15 protein-coding genes and 2 pseudogenes are annotated in these 16,913 nt (G+C 62.9%); 3 read left to right on the forward strand and 14 right to left on the reverse strand.

Annotation, left to right across the window (positions count from 1 at the left end):
• Positions 1-55: 55 nt before the first annotated feature.
• The 5 genes and pseudogenes from HUK73_RS15150 to HUK73_RS26800 form a co-directional block, all read right to left on the reverse strand.
• The gene (locus tag HUK73_RS15150; protein WP_176592643.1) at positions 56-241 is read right to left on the reverse strand and encodes a YbdD/YjiX family protein; all 186 of its coding nucleotides are present in this window, start codon (positions 239-241) and stop codon (positions 56-58) included.
• A complete protein-coding gene (locus HUK73_RS15155) occupies positions 238-2,286 on the reverse strand; it encodes a carbon starvation CstA family protein (RefSeq protein ID WP_176592644.1) in 2,049 nt (682 codons plus the stop codon). Before HUK73_RS15155 ends, HUK73_RS15150 begins: the two co-directional genes overlap by 4 nt.
• 138 nt (positions 2,287-2,424) lie before the next feature.
• Positions 2,425-2,847 carry a DoxX family protein gene (locus HUK73_RS15160; RefSeq protein WP_255326293.1) on the reverse strand — a complete coding sequence of 141 codons (423 nt, stop codon included), beginning with the start codon at positions 2,845-2,847 and terminating at the stop codon, positions 2,425-2,427.
• Positions 2,844-3,125 (reverse strand): annotated as a pseudogene (locus HUK73_RS26795) (pyridoxamine 5'-phosphate oxidase family protein); the annotation flags it as partial. The pseudogene HUK73_RS26795 and the gene HUK73_RS15160, both read right to left, overlap by 4 nt.
• A gap of 27 nt (positions 3,126-3,152) precedes the next feature.
• Positions 3,153-3,281 carry a hypothetical protein gene (locus HUK73_RS26800; protein WP_255326294.1) on the reverse strand — a complete coding sequence of 43 codons (129 nt, stop codon included), beginning with the start codon at positions 3,279-3,281 and terminating at the stop codon, positions 3,153-3,155.
• 126 nt (positions 3,282-3,407) lie between these two features.
• Here HUK73_RS26800 and HUK73_RS15170 point away from each other — a divergent pair, with 126 nt between their 5' ends.
• Entirely contained in the window at positions 3,408-3,962 is a 555-nt protein-coding gene (locus HUK73_RS15170; protein WP_176592645.1) for a 2'-5' RNA ligase family protein, read from the forward strand.
• Positions 3,963-3,968: 6 nt separating this feature from the next.
• Here HUK73_RS15170 and HUK73_RS15175 read toward each other — a convergent pair whose 3' ends face one another.
• From HUK73_RS15175 to HUK73_RS15215, 9 genes and pseudogenes are all read right to left on the reverse strand, one after another.
• Entirely contained in the window at positions 3,969-4,271 is a 303-nt protein-coding gene (locus HUK73_RS15175) for an alkylphosphonate utilization protein (protein ID WP_176592646.1), read from the reverse strand.
• 4 nt (positions 4,272-4,275) lie between these two features.
• On the reverse strand, positions 4,276-4,938 hold the full coding sequence (gene yihA / locus HUK73_RS15180; RefSeq protein ID WP_369805497.1) for a ribosome biogenesis GTP-binding protein YihA/YsxC: 663 nt from the start codon (positions 4,936-4,938) through the stop codon (positions 4,276-4,278).
• 13 nt (positions 4,939-4,951) lie between these two features.
• Positions 4,952-6,655 carry a membrane protein insertase YidC gene (gene yidC, locus HUK73_RS15185; protein ID WP_176592647.1) on the reverse strand — a complete coding sequence of 568 codons (1,704 nt, stop codon included), beginning with the start codon at positions 6,653-6,655 and terminating at the stop codon, positions 4,952-4,954.
• A 35-nt stretch (positions 6,656-6,690) separates the two neighbouring features.
• Positions 6,691-6,903 (reverse strand): membrane protein insertion efficiency factor YidD, encoded by a 213-nt coding sequence (gene yidD, locus HUK73_RS15190; protein WP_176592648.1) that lies wholly within the window; start codon positions 6,901-6,903, stop codon positions 6,691-6,693.
• Positions 6,900-7,313 (reverse strand): ribonuclease P protein component, encoded by a 414-nt coding sequence (gene rnpA, locus HUK73_RS15195; RefSeq protein WP_176592649.1) that lies wholly within the window; start codon positions 7,311-7,313, stop codon positions 6,900-6,902. Before rnpA ends, yidD begins: the two co-directional genes overlap by 4 nt.
• 32 nt (positions 7,314-7,345) lie before the next feature.
• Positions 7,346-7,480 (reverse strand): 50S ribosomal protein L34, encoded by a 135-nt coding sequence (gene rpmH / locus HUK73_RS15200; protein WP_013848777.1) that lies wholly within the window; start codon positions 7,478-7,480, stop codon positions 7,346-7,348.
• A gap of 132 nt (positions 7,481-7,612) precedes the next feature.
• Positions 7,613-8,383: a DsbA family protein gene (locus tag HUK73_RS15205; RefSeq protein ID WP_176592650.1), complete on the reverse strand. Its 771-nt coding sequence runs from the start codon at positions 8,381-8,383 to the stop codon at positions 7,613-7,615.
• A complete protein-coding gene (locus HUK73_RS15210; protein WP_176592651.1) occupies positions 8,380-9,732 on the reverse strand; it encodes a M48 family metalloprotease in 1,353 nt (450 codons plus the stop codon). The genes HUK73_RS15205 and HUK73_RS15210 overlap by 4 nt, the downstream gene beginning before the upstream one ends.
• Before the next feature lie 985 nt (positions 9,733-10,717).
• A pseudogene (locus HUK73_RS15215) lies at positions 10,718-12,727 on the reverse strand (ribonuclease E/G); the annotation flags it as partial.
• A gap of 507 nt (positions 12,728-13,234) precedes the next feature.
• Here HUK73_RS15215 and HUK73_RS15220 point away from each other — a divergent pair.
• Both HUK73_RS15220 and HUK73_RS15225 read left to right on the forward strand, forming a co-directional pair.
• Positions 13,235-14,218, forward strand: coding sequence for an N-acetylmuramoyl-L-alanine amidase (locus tag HUK73_RS15220; RefSeq protein ID WP_176592652.1), 984 nt, complete (start codon positions 13,235-13,237; stop codon positions 14,216-14,218).
• Positions 14,219-14,268: 50 nt separating this feature from the next.
• Positions 14,269-16,806 (forward strand): penicillin-binding protein 1A, encoded by a 2,538-nt coding sequence (locus HUK73_RS15225; RefSeq protein WP_176592653.1) that lies wholly within the window; start codon positions 14,269-14,271, stop codon positions 16,804-16,806.
• Positions 16,807-16,913 lie beyond the last annotated feature (107 nt).

A 16,913-nucleotide genomic window follows, 5' to 3' on the forward strand; every position in this document is an offset into this window, starting at 1 on the left:
AAACCCGAGCTCGGAGTCACGTGCCTCCGGCTCGCCCACTTTTCCGCACGATGCTCTAACAGCACTTCCCCCCATTTTTCCCGCCATAGCGTGCTTCCTGCCGCTCGCGGAAAAAGGCGACCCGATCCATCGGCGCGCTTTCGGGATGATGGTCGGCCATGTGCCGCAAATAGGCGTCATAGTCCGGCATTCCGACCATCATGCGCGCCATCTGCCGCAGCCGGTGGAGAAACAGGCTCATTCCGCCGGGACCAGTTGCGCCGGGATTTCCCGCGCAGTGGGCGCCGCCACCTTCCGCGCCGCCAGACAGGTGCGGATGGTGAAGAACAGCACCGCGAGCACGACGAACAGGAAGATCGCGACCAGCCCGGCATCGACCCGGTCGTTGAAGATGATCGCCTCCATTTCCGCCATCGACTTGGCGGGCGCCAGCACTTCGCCCCGTGCCGCCGCCGCGCTGAATTTCGTTGCATGCGCGATGAAGCCGACCTTGGCATCGGCCGAGAACAGCTTCAGGAACCCAGCCGACAGGGTGCAGATCAGCAGCCATGCGGTCGGCAGCAACGTTACCCAGGCGAACCTGTCCTGCTTCATCCGGAACAGCACCGCCGTCCCCAGCATGAGCGCCATGGCGGCGAGCATCTGGTTGGAAATGCCGAACACCGGCCAGAGCGTATTCACCCCGCCCAGCGGATCGGTGACGCCCTGATAGAGGAAGAAGCCCCAGGCCGCGACGGTCAGCGCCGTGGCGACGATGCCCGGCGCCATGCTCTTCGTTTCCTTGAAGCCCGGCACGACCAGCGCGATCAGGTCCTGCAACATGAAGCGCCCGGCGCGCGTCCCGGCGTCGACGGCGGTGAGGATGAACAGCGCTTCGAACAATATCGCGAAATGATACCAGAAGGCCTTCATCGCCGGTCCGCCGACGATATGGGAGAATATCTCCGCCATCGCCACCGCCAGCGTCGGCGCGCCGCCCGCGCGGGAGATGATGCTATGCTCCCCCACATCCTTCGCCGTCTGGAGGATCAACTCAGGAGAGATGGGAAAGCCCATGGCCGTCACCGCCGCCGCCGCGCTCGCCGCATCCTTGCCGATCACGGCTGCCGGGCTGTTCATCGTGAAATAAACGCCCGGATCGAGGATGGACGCGCCCACCAGCGCCATGATCGCCACGAACGCCTCCATCAGCATCGCGCCATAGCCGATCATCGGCGCATGGGCTTCGCTGGCGATCAGCTTGGGCGTGGTGCCGCTGGCGATCAGCGCATGGAAGCCCGACACCGCCCCGCAGGCGATGGTGATGAACAGGAAGGGGAACAGCCCGCCGGACCAGACCGGGCCATTGCCGTTCACGAATTGGGTGACGGCGTGCATCTTGAGCGGCGGCGCCATGATGACGATGCCGATGGCCAGCGCCGCAATCGCGCCGATCTTGAGGAAGGTCGACAGATAATCGCGGGGCGCCAGCAGCAGCCACACCGGCAGCACCGACGCCACCGCGCCATAGCCGATCAGAATCCAGCACAGTTGCACCGGCGTGAAGGTGAAGATCGGCCCCGAGACCGGCGACTGCGCGATGCTCTGCCCATAGACGATTGCCGCCAGCAGCCCGATCAGCCCCAGCAGCGACACCTCCCCGATCCGTCCCGGCCTGATCCAGCGGGTATAGACGCCCATCAGCATGGCCAGCGGCACCGTCGCCGCCACGGTGAACATGCCCCAGGGACTCTCCGCCAGCGCCTTGACCACGATCAGCGCCAGCACTGCGAGGATGATGACCATGATCATGAAGGCGCCGAACAGCGCGATGGTGCCCGCGACCTGACCCATTTCCATGCGGATCAGCTCGCCCAGCGACTTGCCGTCGCGGCGCATCGAGATGAAGAGGACCATGAAGTCCTGCACCGCGCCCGCCAGCACCACGCCCGCAATGATCCAGAGCGTGCCGGGCAGATAACCCATCTGTGCCGCCAGCACCGGCCCCACCAGCGGCCCCGCGCCCGCGATCGCCGCAAAATGATGGCCGAACAGCACCGTCCTGTCGGTCGCGACATAGTCCAGCCCATCGGCCCGCCGGATCGCGGGCGTGGGCCGTGACGGGTCCAGCCGCATCACATGGCGCGCGATGTAGAGCGCATAATAGCGATAGGCGACGAGGAAGCTGCTGACCGCCGCCACCACGATCCACAGCGCATTGACTGCCTCGCCGCGTGACACGGCCACCACCGACAATGCCACCGCACCGACGATGGCGATCAGGATCCACGGAATATGTCGGGTCATTATTTTGTCAGGCCGCCTGTTTGTCTTGAAGGCGGTCACAGTAAGGCCGTGCCCTCCAAAGACAATCGCCAAGGTCGATCCCGCGACCGGAAAGCGCGCAACCTCCGCACCTTCGATCGCCTGCGCAAAGCGTGAACGTCAGGACCTGCGAGCAAATGGCCAATCGATGGCGCCGCTCGCCCAGAGCGCCCACCAGATGATGACCGGCTGCAACGCCAGCCGGGGGCCGTGATACCACCAGCTCAGATGCACGCCACTCAAGGGAATGTCGCTCAGCGCATGGTGGAAATTCGCCGGCCATACGCAGAGCGCGTAGAGCGCCAATCCCATGCCCGCCGCCTTGCGCAGCGGAGGAAGCATCAGCCCGGCGGCGCCGGCAATCTCCGCCATGCCGGTTAATGCAACCACCAGTTCCGGCATGGGCACCCATTCAGGCGTGATCGCGACGAAGCCACCAGGCCGGGCCAAATGCGCAACGCCTGCGAAGGCATAAGCCGCTGCCAGAACCACCCGCGCGATCCGTCTCCACCGGCCATCCGGCATCGTGCGGCTCAATGTCATCCAAGCTCCAGTTCAGCCTCATTCTCGTCATCCCAGACATGGGCGCGTTCGGTGTGGACCTTTATCATGACAAGGCCGGGCGTGTCCGGTCCTTCCTCGAACCAGCCCTGCAAATGGCTGTTCCAATGCACCCTGCATTCCTCGCGATCGCGGATCAGGTCGGCGCGGCCTTCAACCGCGATGAACAGGGGATTTTGCTTGAGCCATCCCGTGCGCCCCTGAAAGGAGAGGCCGACCCCCAGGTCGCGGTCGATATCCTTGACCATCAGCGTGTCCTCGGTGGTGAAATAAGTGCTGTCACCACCCTAAGCGACATCCCGCTTATTGCTCATCGGTCGGGGGCCGGCCTGGCCGTCATCCGCATGGGTCGACAGCATTGCGGAATCGATGTCCTGCATCTTCTCCGTCAGGGTGGCGAGCGTCCATTGCATCATCGTCCACTCTCCTTGTCCAATCGGGCATAAGCGCATGAAATCCTTGACGGCTTCCGAAGGATTCGCTTTACGTTCAAAAAGAACATATCATGAACATATGCATATGAGTCGCGTGGAGCAAGTGCCATGGAAATCCGTTCCGTCCAGACCCGCTTCCGGCTGTTCTTCGCCTTGAAACCCAGCCCGTTGATCGCGCGCCAGACCGATCATTATGCCAAAACCATCGCCGGAGGTGCCCAGCGCATCGCCGTGGATCATCAGCATGTGACGCTGGTGGTCACCTGTGATTATGATGACTATCCCTATGCCGTCATCAAGGCGCTGCTGCGCGCCGGGACGGGGGTGATGGCCGAACCCTTCGACCTGCGGCTGGACAAGCTCAGCATCGGCAACAGCTCGGCGGCACTGCGCCCATCGCATAGGGTGCCGTTGTTATATGCCCTTCAGCGGCAAATCGCCGCGAAGATGAGGGGGGCTGGGGTGGCCACGCATCCCGGCTGGAGCTTCAGTCCGCACCAGACGCTTTTCTATCGCAAAGGCCGCCCCGACCAGCAGAGGGTCGATGGTTTTTGCTGGCATGTCGACCAGTTCATGCTGGTGTGCAGCCATGTCGGCCGCACACATCATGAGACGCTGGCGACATGGTCGCTGAGCGGCAGCGGGCAATATAGCCTGTTTTGAGGGAGCTCAGCGCTTGCGCACGAACTCCGCGCGCAGCACCAGCCCCTTGATGCCGTCATAGCGGCAGTCGATTTCCTGCGGATCGCCGGTCAGCCGGATCGATTTGATCAGCGTCCCGCGCTTGAGCGTCTGGCCCGCGCCCTTGACGACCAGATCCTTGATCAGCGTGACCTGATCGCCATCGGCCAACAGGTTGCCGACCGCATCGCGGACCTCGACGCTATCGGCGGCGCCAGCCTTTTCGGCTGCCTCGGCCGCGCTGATCCACTCGCCGCTCGCTTCGTCATAGACATAATCATCGTCGGTCATGGCGTTATCCCTGTGTCACGCTTTCCAGCACGGCCGCGCGCAGTTCGGGAATGCCCATGCCCTTTTCGCTCGAGGTAGCGATAATGTCCGGATGCGCGGCAGGGCGCTTGCGAATGGCTTCCGCGACGGCTTGCTTCACCTCGGTCAGATGGCTGGCCTTCACCTTGTCCGCCTTGGTCAGCACGATGCGATAGCTGACCGCCGCCGCGTCCAGCATATCGAGAATATCGGTGTCGACATCCTTGATCCCATGGCGGCTGTCGATCAGCACCAGCGTGCGCTTCAGCTTCGCCCGCCCGCGCAGATAGTCATTCACCAGGAAGCGCCACTTCTTCACCATGTCCTTGGGCGCCTTGGCATAGCCATAGCCCGGCATGTCGACCAGTCGGAACCGCAGCGGATCGCCGACGTCGAAGAAGTTCAGTTCCTGCGTCCGCCCCGGCGTGTTCGACGTGCGCGCCAGCCCATTGCGGTTGGTCAGCGCATTCAGCAGCGAGGATTTGCCGACATTGGACCGGCCCGCGAAGGCCACCTCATTCACCGCCATGTCGGGCAGGAATTTAAGGTCGGGCGCGGATTTGAGGAAGGCGATCGGTCCGGCAAAGACCTTGCGCGCTTCCTCGATCAGATCGGCCAAATTCTGTCCAGTGCTTTCCTGTTCAGTCACTTATGTCGCAGCCTTATTTCGCGGTCGCCGCGCTTAGCTGCGGGTGGCGCTTGTAGAGGAACCACTGCTGCAACATCGACAGGCAGTTGTTGGTGATCCAGTAGACCAGCAGGCCCGCCGCGAAGGGCGCCATGATGAACATCATCATCCACGGCATGATCGCGAACACCTGTTGTTGCATCGGGTCCATCTGCGCCGGGTTCAGCTTGAACTGGAAGTACATGCTGATGCCGAGCAGCAGCGCCAGCAGGCCGATGCCGAGGAAGGCAGGCGGCGTGAAGGGCAGCAGACCGAACAGATTAACGATGTGCAGCGGATCGGGCGCGGAAAGGTCTTTGATCCACAGCACGAAGGGCTGGTGGCGCATTTCGATCGTCAGCTGCAACACCTTGTAGAGCGCGAAGAAGATCGGAATCTGGATGAAGATCGGCAGACAGCCGGCGAGGGGGTTCACCTTCTCGCGCTTGTACAGCTCCATCATCTCCTGCTGGAGCTTCTGCTTGTCGTCCTTATGCTTCTCCTGCAACGCCTTCATCTTGGGCTGCACGGCGCGCATCGCGGCCATGCTGGCGAACTGGCGCTGGGCGACGGGGAACATCAGGCCGCGGACCACGAAGGTCAGGCAGATGATCGCCACGCCGAAATTGCCGATGACCGTGAACAGCCAGTGCAGCAGTGCGAAGATCGGCTGTTCGAACCAGTAGAACCAGCCCCAGTCGATCGCCCGGTCGAACAGTGGAATGCCCGCACGCTCATAGGCCTGCAGCGTCTTCACTTCCTTGGCGCCCACAAAGAGGCGGTTGGTCTGCGTCACCGCCTTGCCCGGCGCGACCATGACGGGCGCCAGTGAGAAATCGGTCTGATATTGCGTGCCATCGCCCTTGCGCATCTGGCCGTTGAAGGCGGCCTTCTGGTCGGGCACCAGCGCGGAGAGCCAATATTTGTCGGTAAAGCCGATCCAGCCGCCAGTCGACTGGAAGCTCTGGCTCGACGGACCCTTGGCCAGATCCTTGTAATTCACGTCATAATTGGCAGCGCCGTTGAACACGCCCATCGGACCCACATGGATCGTCCAGGTGTCGGGATCGGCCGAGGGATGCGCCCGGCTGACATAGCCATAGCTCTTGACGCCCACCGCGCCGGCGCCGCTGTTCGACACCTTCTGCTGCGCGGTGATCATGTAATTTTCGTCGATCGCGTAGCGAATCTCGAAGGTCTGGCCCGCGCCATTGTTCCACGTCAGGGTGACGGGGCTGGTCGGGGTCAGTTCCTTGGACGAAGCGGTCCAGACAGCATTGCCGTCGGGGGTCTTCACCCCTTCGCCCTGCCAGCCGAAGCCCGCGAAATAGGCGTCCTTCGTGCCGCTGGGGCTGTAGAGGCGGATTGCGGGCGAATCCTTGGCGATGGTTTCCTTGTAGGTCGGCAGCACGATGTCATCGATGCGCGCGCCCTTCAGGTTGATCGAGCCGGTGATCTTGGGCGTGCGGATGGACACGCGCGGGCTGTCCGTGAGGACGAGCGCCAGATCGCGGATCGCGCCGGGGCCTTCGGCGGCCGGGGCCGTGCCGGAGGCGTTCAGCGGCGTGGTCTTGCCGCCCTCGACCTTGGTTGCCGGAGGATTGGCGGCGGGGAAGAAATGCTTGGCGACATAGGGCCAGCCGAACAGGATCGCCGCGGTCAGCAGCACCGCCAGAACAATATTCTTCTTGTCGTCCACGCTTATCGGCTCCGCCGTGTCTGTGAAATTCTTTGTCAGGGGACCGGGTCGTAACCCGAACCACCCCAAGGGTGGCATCGCATTAGCCGCTTCGTGGCCAGCCAGCTACCCTTCACCGCACCATATTTGCGGATCGCCTGAATCGCATATTCGGAACAGGATGGCGCATAGCGGCAGCTGGGCGGCAGGATGCGCGAGGGGCCAAGCTGCCAGAATCGCGCGATCAGGATAAGGACACGCCCGATCATGGCTTTGCTTCGCCTGTCGGGGTCGCGCTGACCGCTGCCTTGTGCTTTCCCTTGGAGGGACCGCGATTCCTGCGCGGCGCTTCACCGACCGGGCGGCTCATCACCTTGCCCAACGCCTTTTCCATCTCGGACCGGAGCAGGGTGAATTCCCGCTCAATACCTTCCGACCGGCCGATCAGCACATGGTCGGCACCCGGCACGCCATGGACTGGCAGCAGTTCGCGCGCAAGAACGCGAAAGCGGCGCTTCATCCGGTTACGGACGATAGCGCCGCCAATCTTCTTCGTGACCGTGATGCCATAACGCATCGCCGGATCGCCGTCGCCACGTTCGCGCACCAACAGGACAAAGCCCGGCATAGGCGCGCGCCGCCCGCGATTCGCCGCCAGAAAATCGGCGCGCTTGCCCATGACGGCAGGCGCGCGGCCTAGCGGCGCGTCGTTCAGGCGCTCAGGCTCTTGCGGCCGCGCGAACGGCGGGCGCGGATCACGTTGCGGCCGCCGGGGGTCGCCATGCGAGCGCGGAAACCGTGACGGCGCTTCCGAACCAGATTGCTCGGCTGATAGGTGCGCTTCATCGTTCATTCCTCAAAAACTAAAAGAATCGGGCGTGACAAAAAAGGGCCGCTGGGTGAGCGGCCGCATGTCAGGGGGCGTCCGATAGGCAAAAGGCAACCCCGAGTCAATGGCGCAGGTGGGGGTGTTGCCGCTTATTTCCCCCGCGCCGCAGTCACCGCTGTTTTCAGCGCATCATAACCCACCGCGCCGTTCAGCACCTGATTGCCGATCACGAAGGTTGGCGTGCCGCTGGCCTGCAATTTCTGGGCAAGGCCGATATTGGACTGGATCTCTTCATTATATTTGGTGCTGGCGATGGCCGCCTGCGCCGCCTTGGCGTCGATCCCGACCTTGGCGGCCGCCGCCAGGATCGTCTCCCGCGTCACCTTGCCCGCCGCGTAGAGCGCGCGGTGATAGGGCATATACTGGTTCTTCTCCGCCGCCAGCAGCGACACTCTGGCGGCATCGATGCTGGCGTCGGACAGGATCGGCAGTTCGCGGTAGACGACCTTGATCTTCTTGTCCTCGCCCACCAGCCGTGCGAGGTCGGGCAGCGACGCCCGGCAATAGCCGCAGGCATAGTCGAAAAACTCCACCACCGTCACATCGCCGTCCGCTGCGCCTTCCCAGGCGCCGGCATAGGGGGTTTCGATGGTCTTGCGGCTGGCATCGATGGTGCCTGCCATCCGCTTGGCCTGCAATTTCTCGACCGCCTGCGGAATGATCTCCGGATGCTCCAATATATAGTCGTGGACGATCTGCTCGATCGCTGCCTTGTCCGTGGCATCGACGCGAACCGTGCCCTGCGTGCCAAGGGCAGCGCCGGTCGCGGCAGCGGCGATGAAGGCGAAAACGCCAAGGGTCATCAATATGGTCCTGTTGGAAAGCGCCGCGCGAACGCCGGGGCGCGAAGGTTCGGTCATTTCTTCTTTCGCTTATGTTCGACGGCGGCGCGGGAAACCATCGCGATATCCTGCGCGCGCAGATAGTCAACCGTTCCCGGCTTCAACCCCTGCATCGCCGCGTCGGCGCTGCGCAGCGCCATCTGGTTGTCGCCCATCATCGAATAGCGCTCCGCCGTCGCCAGCGCCGCGCGGGGAATGTCGCCGCGATGTTCATAGACGACGCCCAACTGATACCAGGCGAAGGGGTTTTCCCGATCCCGCGCGATGGCGTTGCGCAACACCTTCTCCGCTTCGGCAAAGTTCGCGTCATCCTCCGTCGCGATCAGCGCATGGCCCAGCAGCGTCGCGATCAGCGGCTGGTTGGTGAGCTGCACGGCCTCGCGCAGCGGTGGGATGGCGGCGGCTGGCTTGCCGCTTTCCAGCAGCACCTGCCCTTTCAATTCCAGAAAATAGGGGTCGTGCGGCGCGGCGGTCAGTAGCGCATCGACCTCGTCCAGCGCCTTGTCGGGATAGGCGCTCTTGTGCCAGGCATAGGCGCGGGCATAATGCGCCGGGATCGACTGGTCGCTTTCGGGATATTTGATGAGCGTCTGATTGGGTTCGGAGACGAAGCCGATCAGCTTCGCCTTGATCCGTTCGAAGCGCGCCTCCAGCTTGGGGTCCATCGGCTTGTCCCAGGCCGGATCGACCGTATAGACTTCCCGCAGCACATTGATGCGCTCGCCTGACAGCGGATGGGTGCGGCCGTAGCTGTCGTCCTGCGGGATGGCGAGGCGATATTCCTGATTCTGCAGCTTCTTGAAGAATTCCAGACTGCCCTTGCCGGAAATCCCCGCCTTGCTCAGATAGCGCGCTCCGGCGAGGTCGGCGGAGCTTTCCTGCGCGCGGGAAAAGGCGAGATATTTGCCCATCGCCGCCTGCTGGCCCATGCCCAATATGCCCATGCCCGCTTCCGCGCCGCCCGCCGCGATGGCGGCAGCGCCCAGCACCAGACTGAGCAGGGTGATGCCGGTCGCTTCCTTCATCCCCTCGGCGGAGCGAATGACATGGCCGCCTTCTATATGGCCGAGTTCATGCGCGACCACGCCCTGAATCTGGTTCACATTATCGGCGGCGGCGATCAGGCCGCTATGCACCCAGACATATTGACCGCCCGCGACGAAGGCGTTGATCTCCGGATCGTTGATCACCAGCACCTGGACATTGCGCGGTTCCATGCCCGCCGCCTTGACCAGAGGCCCGGACATGTCGGCCATGAAGGCTTCGGTCTCCGCGTCGCGCAGGATTTGCTGCGCCGCGGCCGGCCGCGCCAGCAAGGCGAGCGAGGCTGCGGCAATAGCCGCCACACGGAGCCAGCGGGTTTTCATGCAAGGCCGATCGGGGGCGGGAGTTGGAACTGCATCGCTGACTGTAAATGCCTCGGACGGGGGTGGTGTGAACGAGACGTCACTAGAAAAGCAGACACACACTGCGCGCGTCAGCTCGCGCGCGTGTTATCCGTGTTAGCGGCGGTGTTGTGTCATATCAAACTACCATCTCCCGTCCTTATGCAAACCGTAATTATAGCCGTGTGCCGCCATCCATAACGAGACCAGCGAGCACAGGCTTTTTGTGTCATCGGTGCGCCCTACACAGCCAGGCGTCACGACAACAGCACCGCGCGGCCATCCTTCTTCGGCCCTTCCTGCGCGGATCGCCATTCACCGTCCTGCTGTGCGAGTTTCCGTCATTCGCTGGCGTACCGGCAAGCAGGAGCGTTTGGAAGGCGCGGCTCCTAGCAACCGGGGATTCGGCAGTCCTGAGTACGGTGTGCTCTCCCTATTAGTGGTGGTCGTGGAAAATAAGAGGTCCTGCGCGCGTAAGAGACACGACAAGAAGCAGTTACACCAACATGTACATGCATGCCGTTGTAGCATCGAAAGCGAGACTTATACGATATACGGTACGTGGAACACGTGCGCCCAGTATGAGAGAACGACACGACACGCAGAATCCCACGTCTGACTCAAATCTCTCGCAGTAGGAAGAACAATTAAAAAGAAGAGCTGACAGTCTCCTTAACTAGAATCGCTACACGTGAAGAAAAGTGACAGCAACAGTCTACCAAAGTATATAGTGCTCATCCTATGTAGACTAGTACGTGAGAGAACACAAAAAGTAAACCAGCACTGCGGCGAGAAGTGTGATAATAAAGAAATACGCAAAATAAAAAGAGGAAAATGAAAAAAAAGAAAATAATATGAGATAAGTAAAAAAAAATGTAATAGAAAAGGAGAGGAAAAAAAGAGCGAAAAAAGACAAGAAAACCCCGGACAAATAATTTTAGAAAGGAAGTGAATAGAAATGCGGGCCCTCGGCTTCATCCTCGGCCTCGACCTCGGTTTCCGCTTCAGCGGCTTCAACCTCTTCGCCAGCCTCGCCTTCAACCGGAGCCTCGGCGTGCTGCTCGTCGCGCTGGCCGCCACGGCGGCGGCGGCGACGACGGCGGCGACGGCCGCCTTCGCGGTCCTCCCCACGCTCGCTATGCTCTTCGTGCGCGGCTTCGACTTCCTCGACCTCTTCCTCGTCCAGTTCCTCGACGATATCGAGATCGTCCTCTTCCTCGACGATCGGCGTATAGTCGACCACGCGCTCCGGACGCGGGCCGCTGGCCTCGACCGACATGCGCGCGCCCTCGATCTCGCCATCGGGCAGGATCGCGATGCGCACGCCATAGCGCTGCTCGATCTCATCGAGTTCGCGGCGCTTGTTGTTGAGGACGTAGAAAGCCGCTTCCTGGCTGGCGCGCAGCGTGATGAGGCTGCCGCGACCACGCGCCGCTTCCTCTTCCAGCATGCGCAGAGCGCCCAGACCCGCCGACGAGGCGGTGCGGACCAGGCCCGTGCCTTCGCAATGCGGGCACTGGCGGGTCGACGCTTCCAGAACGCCGGTGCGCAACCGCTGGCGGCTCATTTCCATGAGGCCGAAGCCCGAAATGCGGCCGACCTGGATGCGGGCGCGATCGTCCTTCAGCGCCTCCTTCATCGCCTTCTCGACCTTACGGATGTTGGAGTTCACCTCCATGTCGATGAAGTCGATGACGACCAGACCTGCCATGTCGCGCAGACGCAATTGGCGGGCGATTTCGCGCGCAGCCTCCAGATTGGTCGCAACAGCGGTCTGCTCGATGCCATGCTCGCGGGTCGAACGGCCCGAGTTGATGTCGATCGACACCAGCGCTTCGGTCGGGTTGATGACCAGATAGCCGCCGGACTTGAGCTGCACGACGGGGTTGTACATCGCCGCCAGCTGATCCTCGACGCTGGCGCGCTGGAACAGCGACACCGCATCGGCATATTGCTTCACCCGGCGCGCATGGCTGGGCATCAGCAGCTTCATGAAGTCCTTGGCGGCCTTATAGCCATATTCGCCCTCGACGATGACCTCTTCGATATCCTTGTTGTAGATATCGCGGATCGCTCGCTTGATGAGGTCGCTGTCATTGTGGATCAGCGCGGGGGCGTCGGATTTCAGCGTCTTTTCGCGGATTTCGTCCCACAGACGGGCGAGATAGTCGAAGTCGCGCTTGATCTCCGGCTTGGTGCGCTGGAGGCCCGCCGTGCGGACGATGCAGCCCATGGTGGAGGGCAGCGCCATTTCCGCGATGATCGATTTCAAGCGCTTGCGGTCGGCGGCGTTCGAAATCTTGCGCGAAATCCCGCCGCCATGCGACGTGTTCGGCATCAGCACGCAGTAACGGCCCGCCAGCGACAGGTAAGTGGTCAGCGCCGCGCCCTTGTTGCCGCGCTCTTCCTTGACGACCTGCACCAGCAGCACCTGGCGGCGCTTGATGACGTCCTGAATCTTGTAACGGCGGCGCAGCGCCATGCGCTTGCGGCGCAGTTCGTCGGCGGCCTCGTCGCCCTTGCCGCGACGGCCGCGACCGCGATTGCCGTTCTCGGCGCTCTCGCCCCCGTTGCCTTCGCCCTCATGATCTTCATCGTCATGATGATGGGTGGCTTCGACCAGCTCCAGTCCGCCATCGGACGCATTGGGATGATCGTCCTCATCCTCGAAATCGGCGCGCAGAGCGGCTTCTTCCTCGGCATGCTCACGCTCTTCGCGCAGCAGGGCCTCGCGGTCCTCGCGCGGAATCTGGTAGTAATCGGGATGGATTTCGCTGAAAGCCAGGAAGCCGTGGCGATTGCCGCCATAATCGACAAACGCCGCCTGAAGCGAAGGCTCCACGCGGGTCACTTTGGCCAGATAGATATTGCCCTTGAGCTGCTTGTGCTCGGCCGATTCGAAGTCGAACTCCTCGATCCGGTTACCCTTGACGACCGCGACCCGGGTTTCTTCCCGGTGGCGCGCATCGATCAGCATACGCATTGTCATTTATTGTTCTCCGGCGTGGACGACCAGCGGCGCTGGGCCGGGTCGCCACGCGATAGTAGGGGGGCGGCGCGAATTGCTGCATCGCCCGGTTTTGTTGGAAAAGCTGCGTGTCTGCTGCCGGGGCAGGGCCGGACCATGTGCCGGACACCACCAACCACGCCGCATCGCCCGGAACCGGGTTCAGCGTGGATTGGAAATCATGCCTCATGCAGCGTCAACCTGTTCGCGCATCGTGTCGGACGTTTTGGGCCGCCGCCGATGCCATCGTGAAATGCCCCAAAAGGGCCAGCGCACAATATGGGCAAGCCTCTCGGGAATGTGAATGGGTAGCAGTCAAAATGCGTAGGGGCAACGGCCCCCCGAAATATTGTTGCCTGCCCGGCGCTGCTTAGTCTTTTCATGGTGAAGATGAAGTTAACCGTGCTGTTTTACCCCGCAAAAAGAGCCGATGCTTAATGCCGGATTCAGCGTGGGGACGCTGGACGGGTGGGCGTCATGAAATTTGGCTGGACGGCCATGGGCGGTACGTTGCACAAGCGGCGCATGCTCCCAACTGTTGCGCTTGCAAGCGCCTTTTTTGCGGCGACGCCCGGTCATGCCGGGGGCATTTCCGCTGTCATTCTGGACGGCGATCAGGTGATCGTGCGCTTTGACGCGCCCGCCAATATGGCGCCGCGCCCGGCCAGGCGCGTCCACAGCATCACCGTGCCGATCCCGCCGGTGGCGCGCGGCGTGACGTTGCCGCCGGTGGAGGGGCCGCGTGACGCGTCCCGCCCGTTGGTGGTGATTGATGCGGGCCATGGTGGCCATGATCCCGGTGCGATCAACCGCGAAAATGGCGAACGGGAAAAGGATGTGACCCTTGCCATCGCTCAGGCGATCCGGGACCAGCTGCTGAAATCGGGTCGGGTGCGCGTGGCCTTGACCCGTGATGACGACCGCTTCCTGGTGTTGCAGGAGCGCTATGGCATCGCCCGCAAGCTCAATGCCGACCTGTTCATCTCGATCCACGCCGATTCGGCGGACAATGACATGGCGCGCGGGGCGACCGTCTATACCCTGTCCGAAACCGCGTCCGACCGCGAAGCGGCGCGGCTGGCGGCGCGGGAAAACAAGGTGGATGTGCTGAACGGCGTCAATCTGGGCGGCCAGTCGGGCGATGTATCGTCTATCCTCATCGACCTGACGCAGCGGGAATCGATGAACATCTCCGTCAATTTCGCCCGGCTGTTGCAACGCGAGGCGGCGCCCTATGTGCCGTTTCGCGGTGCGGCGCACCGTTTCGCTTCGCTGATGGTGCTGAAGGCGCCCGATACGCCGTCGGTGTTGTTCGAGACGGGCTATATCTCCAACACCGCCGACGCGGCTTTCCTGGCGTCGAAGGAGGGGCAGGCCAATATCGCCAAGGGCGTCGCCCGCGCCGTCGAAGTGCATTTCGCGCGCAAGCTCGCCATGCGCGGGGGCGGGGCGGGCGGTTAGTCGATCCGCTCTGGCGCTAGGCGCAATTTCACCCTAGAGCCTCGGACATCATGGAAGAGGCTCGCCCAGAAAACGCCGCATCGTCCTTCACCCAGCGCCTGCGTCAGGGCGTGAGCGGGCTTCGGGAACGGTTCCATCCGCATTGGGAGCGCCGCTGGTTCCGCTGGATCGCGATCGGGCTGGGCGGACTGTTGCTTGCCTATGCGCTCTTCTGGCTGATCTTCGCGCGCGGCCTGCCCGATGCGGCGACGCTGCTGAACTATGAACCGCCATTGCCCACCATCGTGCGCGACGCCAACGGCCAGCCGGTCCACAGCTACGCCCGCGAACGGCGCGTCCAGCTGCAATATAGCGATTATCCGCCGCTGCTGATTCACGCCTATCTGTCGGCGGAGGACAAGACCTTCTTCGAACATCATGGCGTCGACTTCACCGGGCTGGCTGGGGCCGTGTTCGACTATGCGACCAAGATCGGCTCGGGGCAGCGCGCCCGTGGCGGCTCCACCATCACCCAGCAGGTGGCGAAGAACCTGTTGATCGGTGACGAATATTCGCCGACCCGAAAAGTGAAGGAGATGATCCTCGCCTATCGCATGGAAAATGTGCTGACCAAGCAGCAGATTCTGGAACTCTACCTCAACCAGATTTTCCTTGGCCGTAACGCCTATGGCGTGCAGGCGGCGGCGCGTGCCTATTTCGACAAGGATGTGGGCGATCTCAAGCTGCACGAAATGGCCTATCTGGCGATCCTGCCCAAGGGGCCGGCCAATTACCGCCCGGAAAGCCCGACCGGCCATGAGCGTGCGCTGGACCGCCGCAACTGGGCGCTGGGCGAAATGTACAAAAATGGCTGGATCACCAAGGCCCAGCGGGACGAGGCGCAGGCCCAGCCTCTGGGCACCGTGTCGGCCCATGGCTCCAGCTTCGACGCCCGCGCCGGCGGCTATTATATGGAGGAGGTGCGCCGTCGCCTGATCCAGCTTTTCGGTGAAAAGGCGCAGGATGGCCCCAACAGTGTCTATGCCGGCGGTCTCTGGGTGCGCAGCCCCTATGATCCGAAAATCCAGGACCTGACGGCGACCGCGCTGCGCAACGGCCTGCTGCGCTTCGACGCGGGCAAGGGTTGGTCCGGGCCGGTCGGCAGGATCGACATGGCGCGCGGATGGGAGCGGGAACTGGCGGCGAGCTACATCGATGTCGACTATGCCGGATGGCGCGTAGCGGTGATCGTCAACAGCGGGTCGTCATCGGCGCAGATCGGCTTTTCGGACGGTTCGACCGGGACCTTGCCAGCAGGATCGGCGCAACTGCCCTATCGCAAGACCGGCGGTCCGGCCTTTGCCGCGCTGAAGCCCGGCGACCTGATCGTCGTTGCGCGCAACGGCAATGAATGGGCGCTGCGCAACATTCCCGAAGTGTCCGGCGGCATGGTGGTGGAGGAAACCCATTCGGGCCGCATCCATGCCATGCAGGGCGGGTTCGACAGCCGCCTGTCCTCCTATAACCGCGCGACGCAGGCGATGCGCCAGCCCGGATCGACCATCAAGCCCTTCGTCTATGCCGCCGCGCTGGACAATGGCATGACCCCGGCCTCGATCATCGTCGACGGCCCGCTCTGCATTTATCAGGGCGCGGGCCTCGGCCAGAAATGCTTCCGCAACTTCTCGGGCGGCAGCGCCGGGCCGCAGACGCTGCGCTGGGGCGTTGAGCAGTCGCGCAACCTGATGACCGTGCGCGCCGCCAGCCAGACCGGCATGGATCGCGTCGTGCGCACCATCAAGGCCATGGGTATCGGCGACTATCAGCCCTATCTGTCCTATGCGCTGGGCGCCGGCGAAACCACGGTGGAGCGGATGGTGAACGCCTATGCGATGCTCGCCAACCAGGGGCGGCAGCTGACCCCCAAGCTGATGGACTATGTGCAGGACCGGCATGGCAAGGTGATCTGGCCGCAGCGCTGGCGCGCCTGCGACGGCTGCAACATGGCGAACTGGGACGGCAAGCCGATGCCGCGCTTCGGTTTCGAGGGCAAACAGGTGATGAACCCCATGACCGCCTATCAGGTCGTGCACATTGCCGAAGGCGTGATCCAGCGTGGCACGGCCACGATCCTCGCCGATCTTAACCGTCCGCTGTTCGGCAAGACCGGCACCACCAACGGTCCCACCAACGTCTGGTTCGTGGGCGGCTCGCCCGATCTCGTGGCGGGTGTCTATATCGGCTACGATCAGCCGCGCAGCCTGGGCGGCTGGGCGCAGGGCGGCCGCGTCGCCGCGCCGATCTGGAAGGCGGCGATGACCCCGGTGCTGGAAACCATGCCCAAGACGCCCTTCATTGCCCCGGCGGGCATCCGCATGGTCACGATCGACCGCCGGTCGGGCAAGCGCGTCTATGGTGTCTGGCCGACCGACGAGCCGAAGCCCGCCGTAATCTGGGAAGCGTTCAAGCCCGAATCCGAACCGCGCCGTTCGATCCGCAAGGAAGAGGTTGCTGCGCAGGACAAGGCCGCCGCCCGGATCGAGGCCACCGTCCAGCGCCGCCAGCGCACGGACAGCGATTTCCTTCAGGATCAGGGCGGTATTTATTGACATCCACGACCGCTTGGGTGGGGAGCTGCTTTTTGCTACCTTCCCGGCGATTGCCCGGTAAAGCCGGTTTTCCTTGACGCGCGCGCCGCGCCGCAAGAAAGGACCGC

The organism is Sphingobium sp. EM0848, from assembly GCF_013375555.1.
GTDB lineage: Bacteria > Pseudomonadota > Alphaproteobacteria > Sphingomonadales > Sphingomonadaceae > Sphingobium.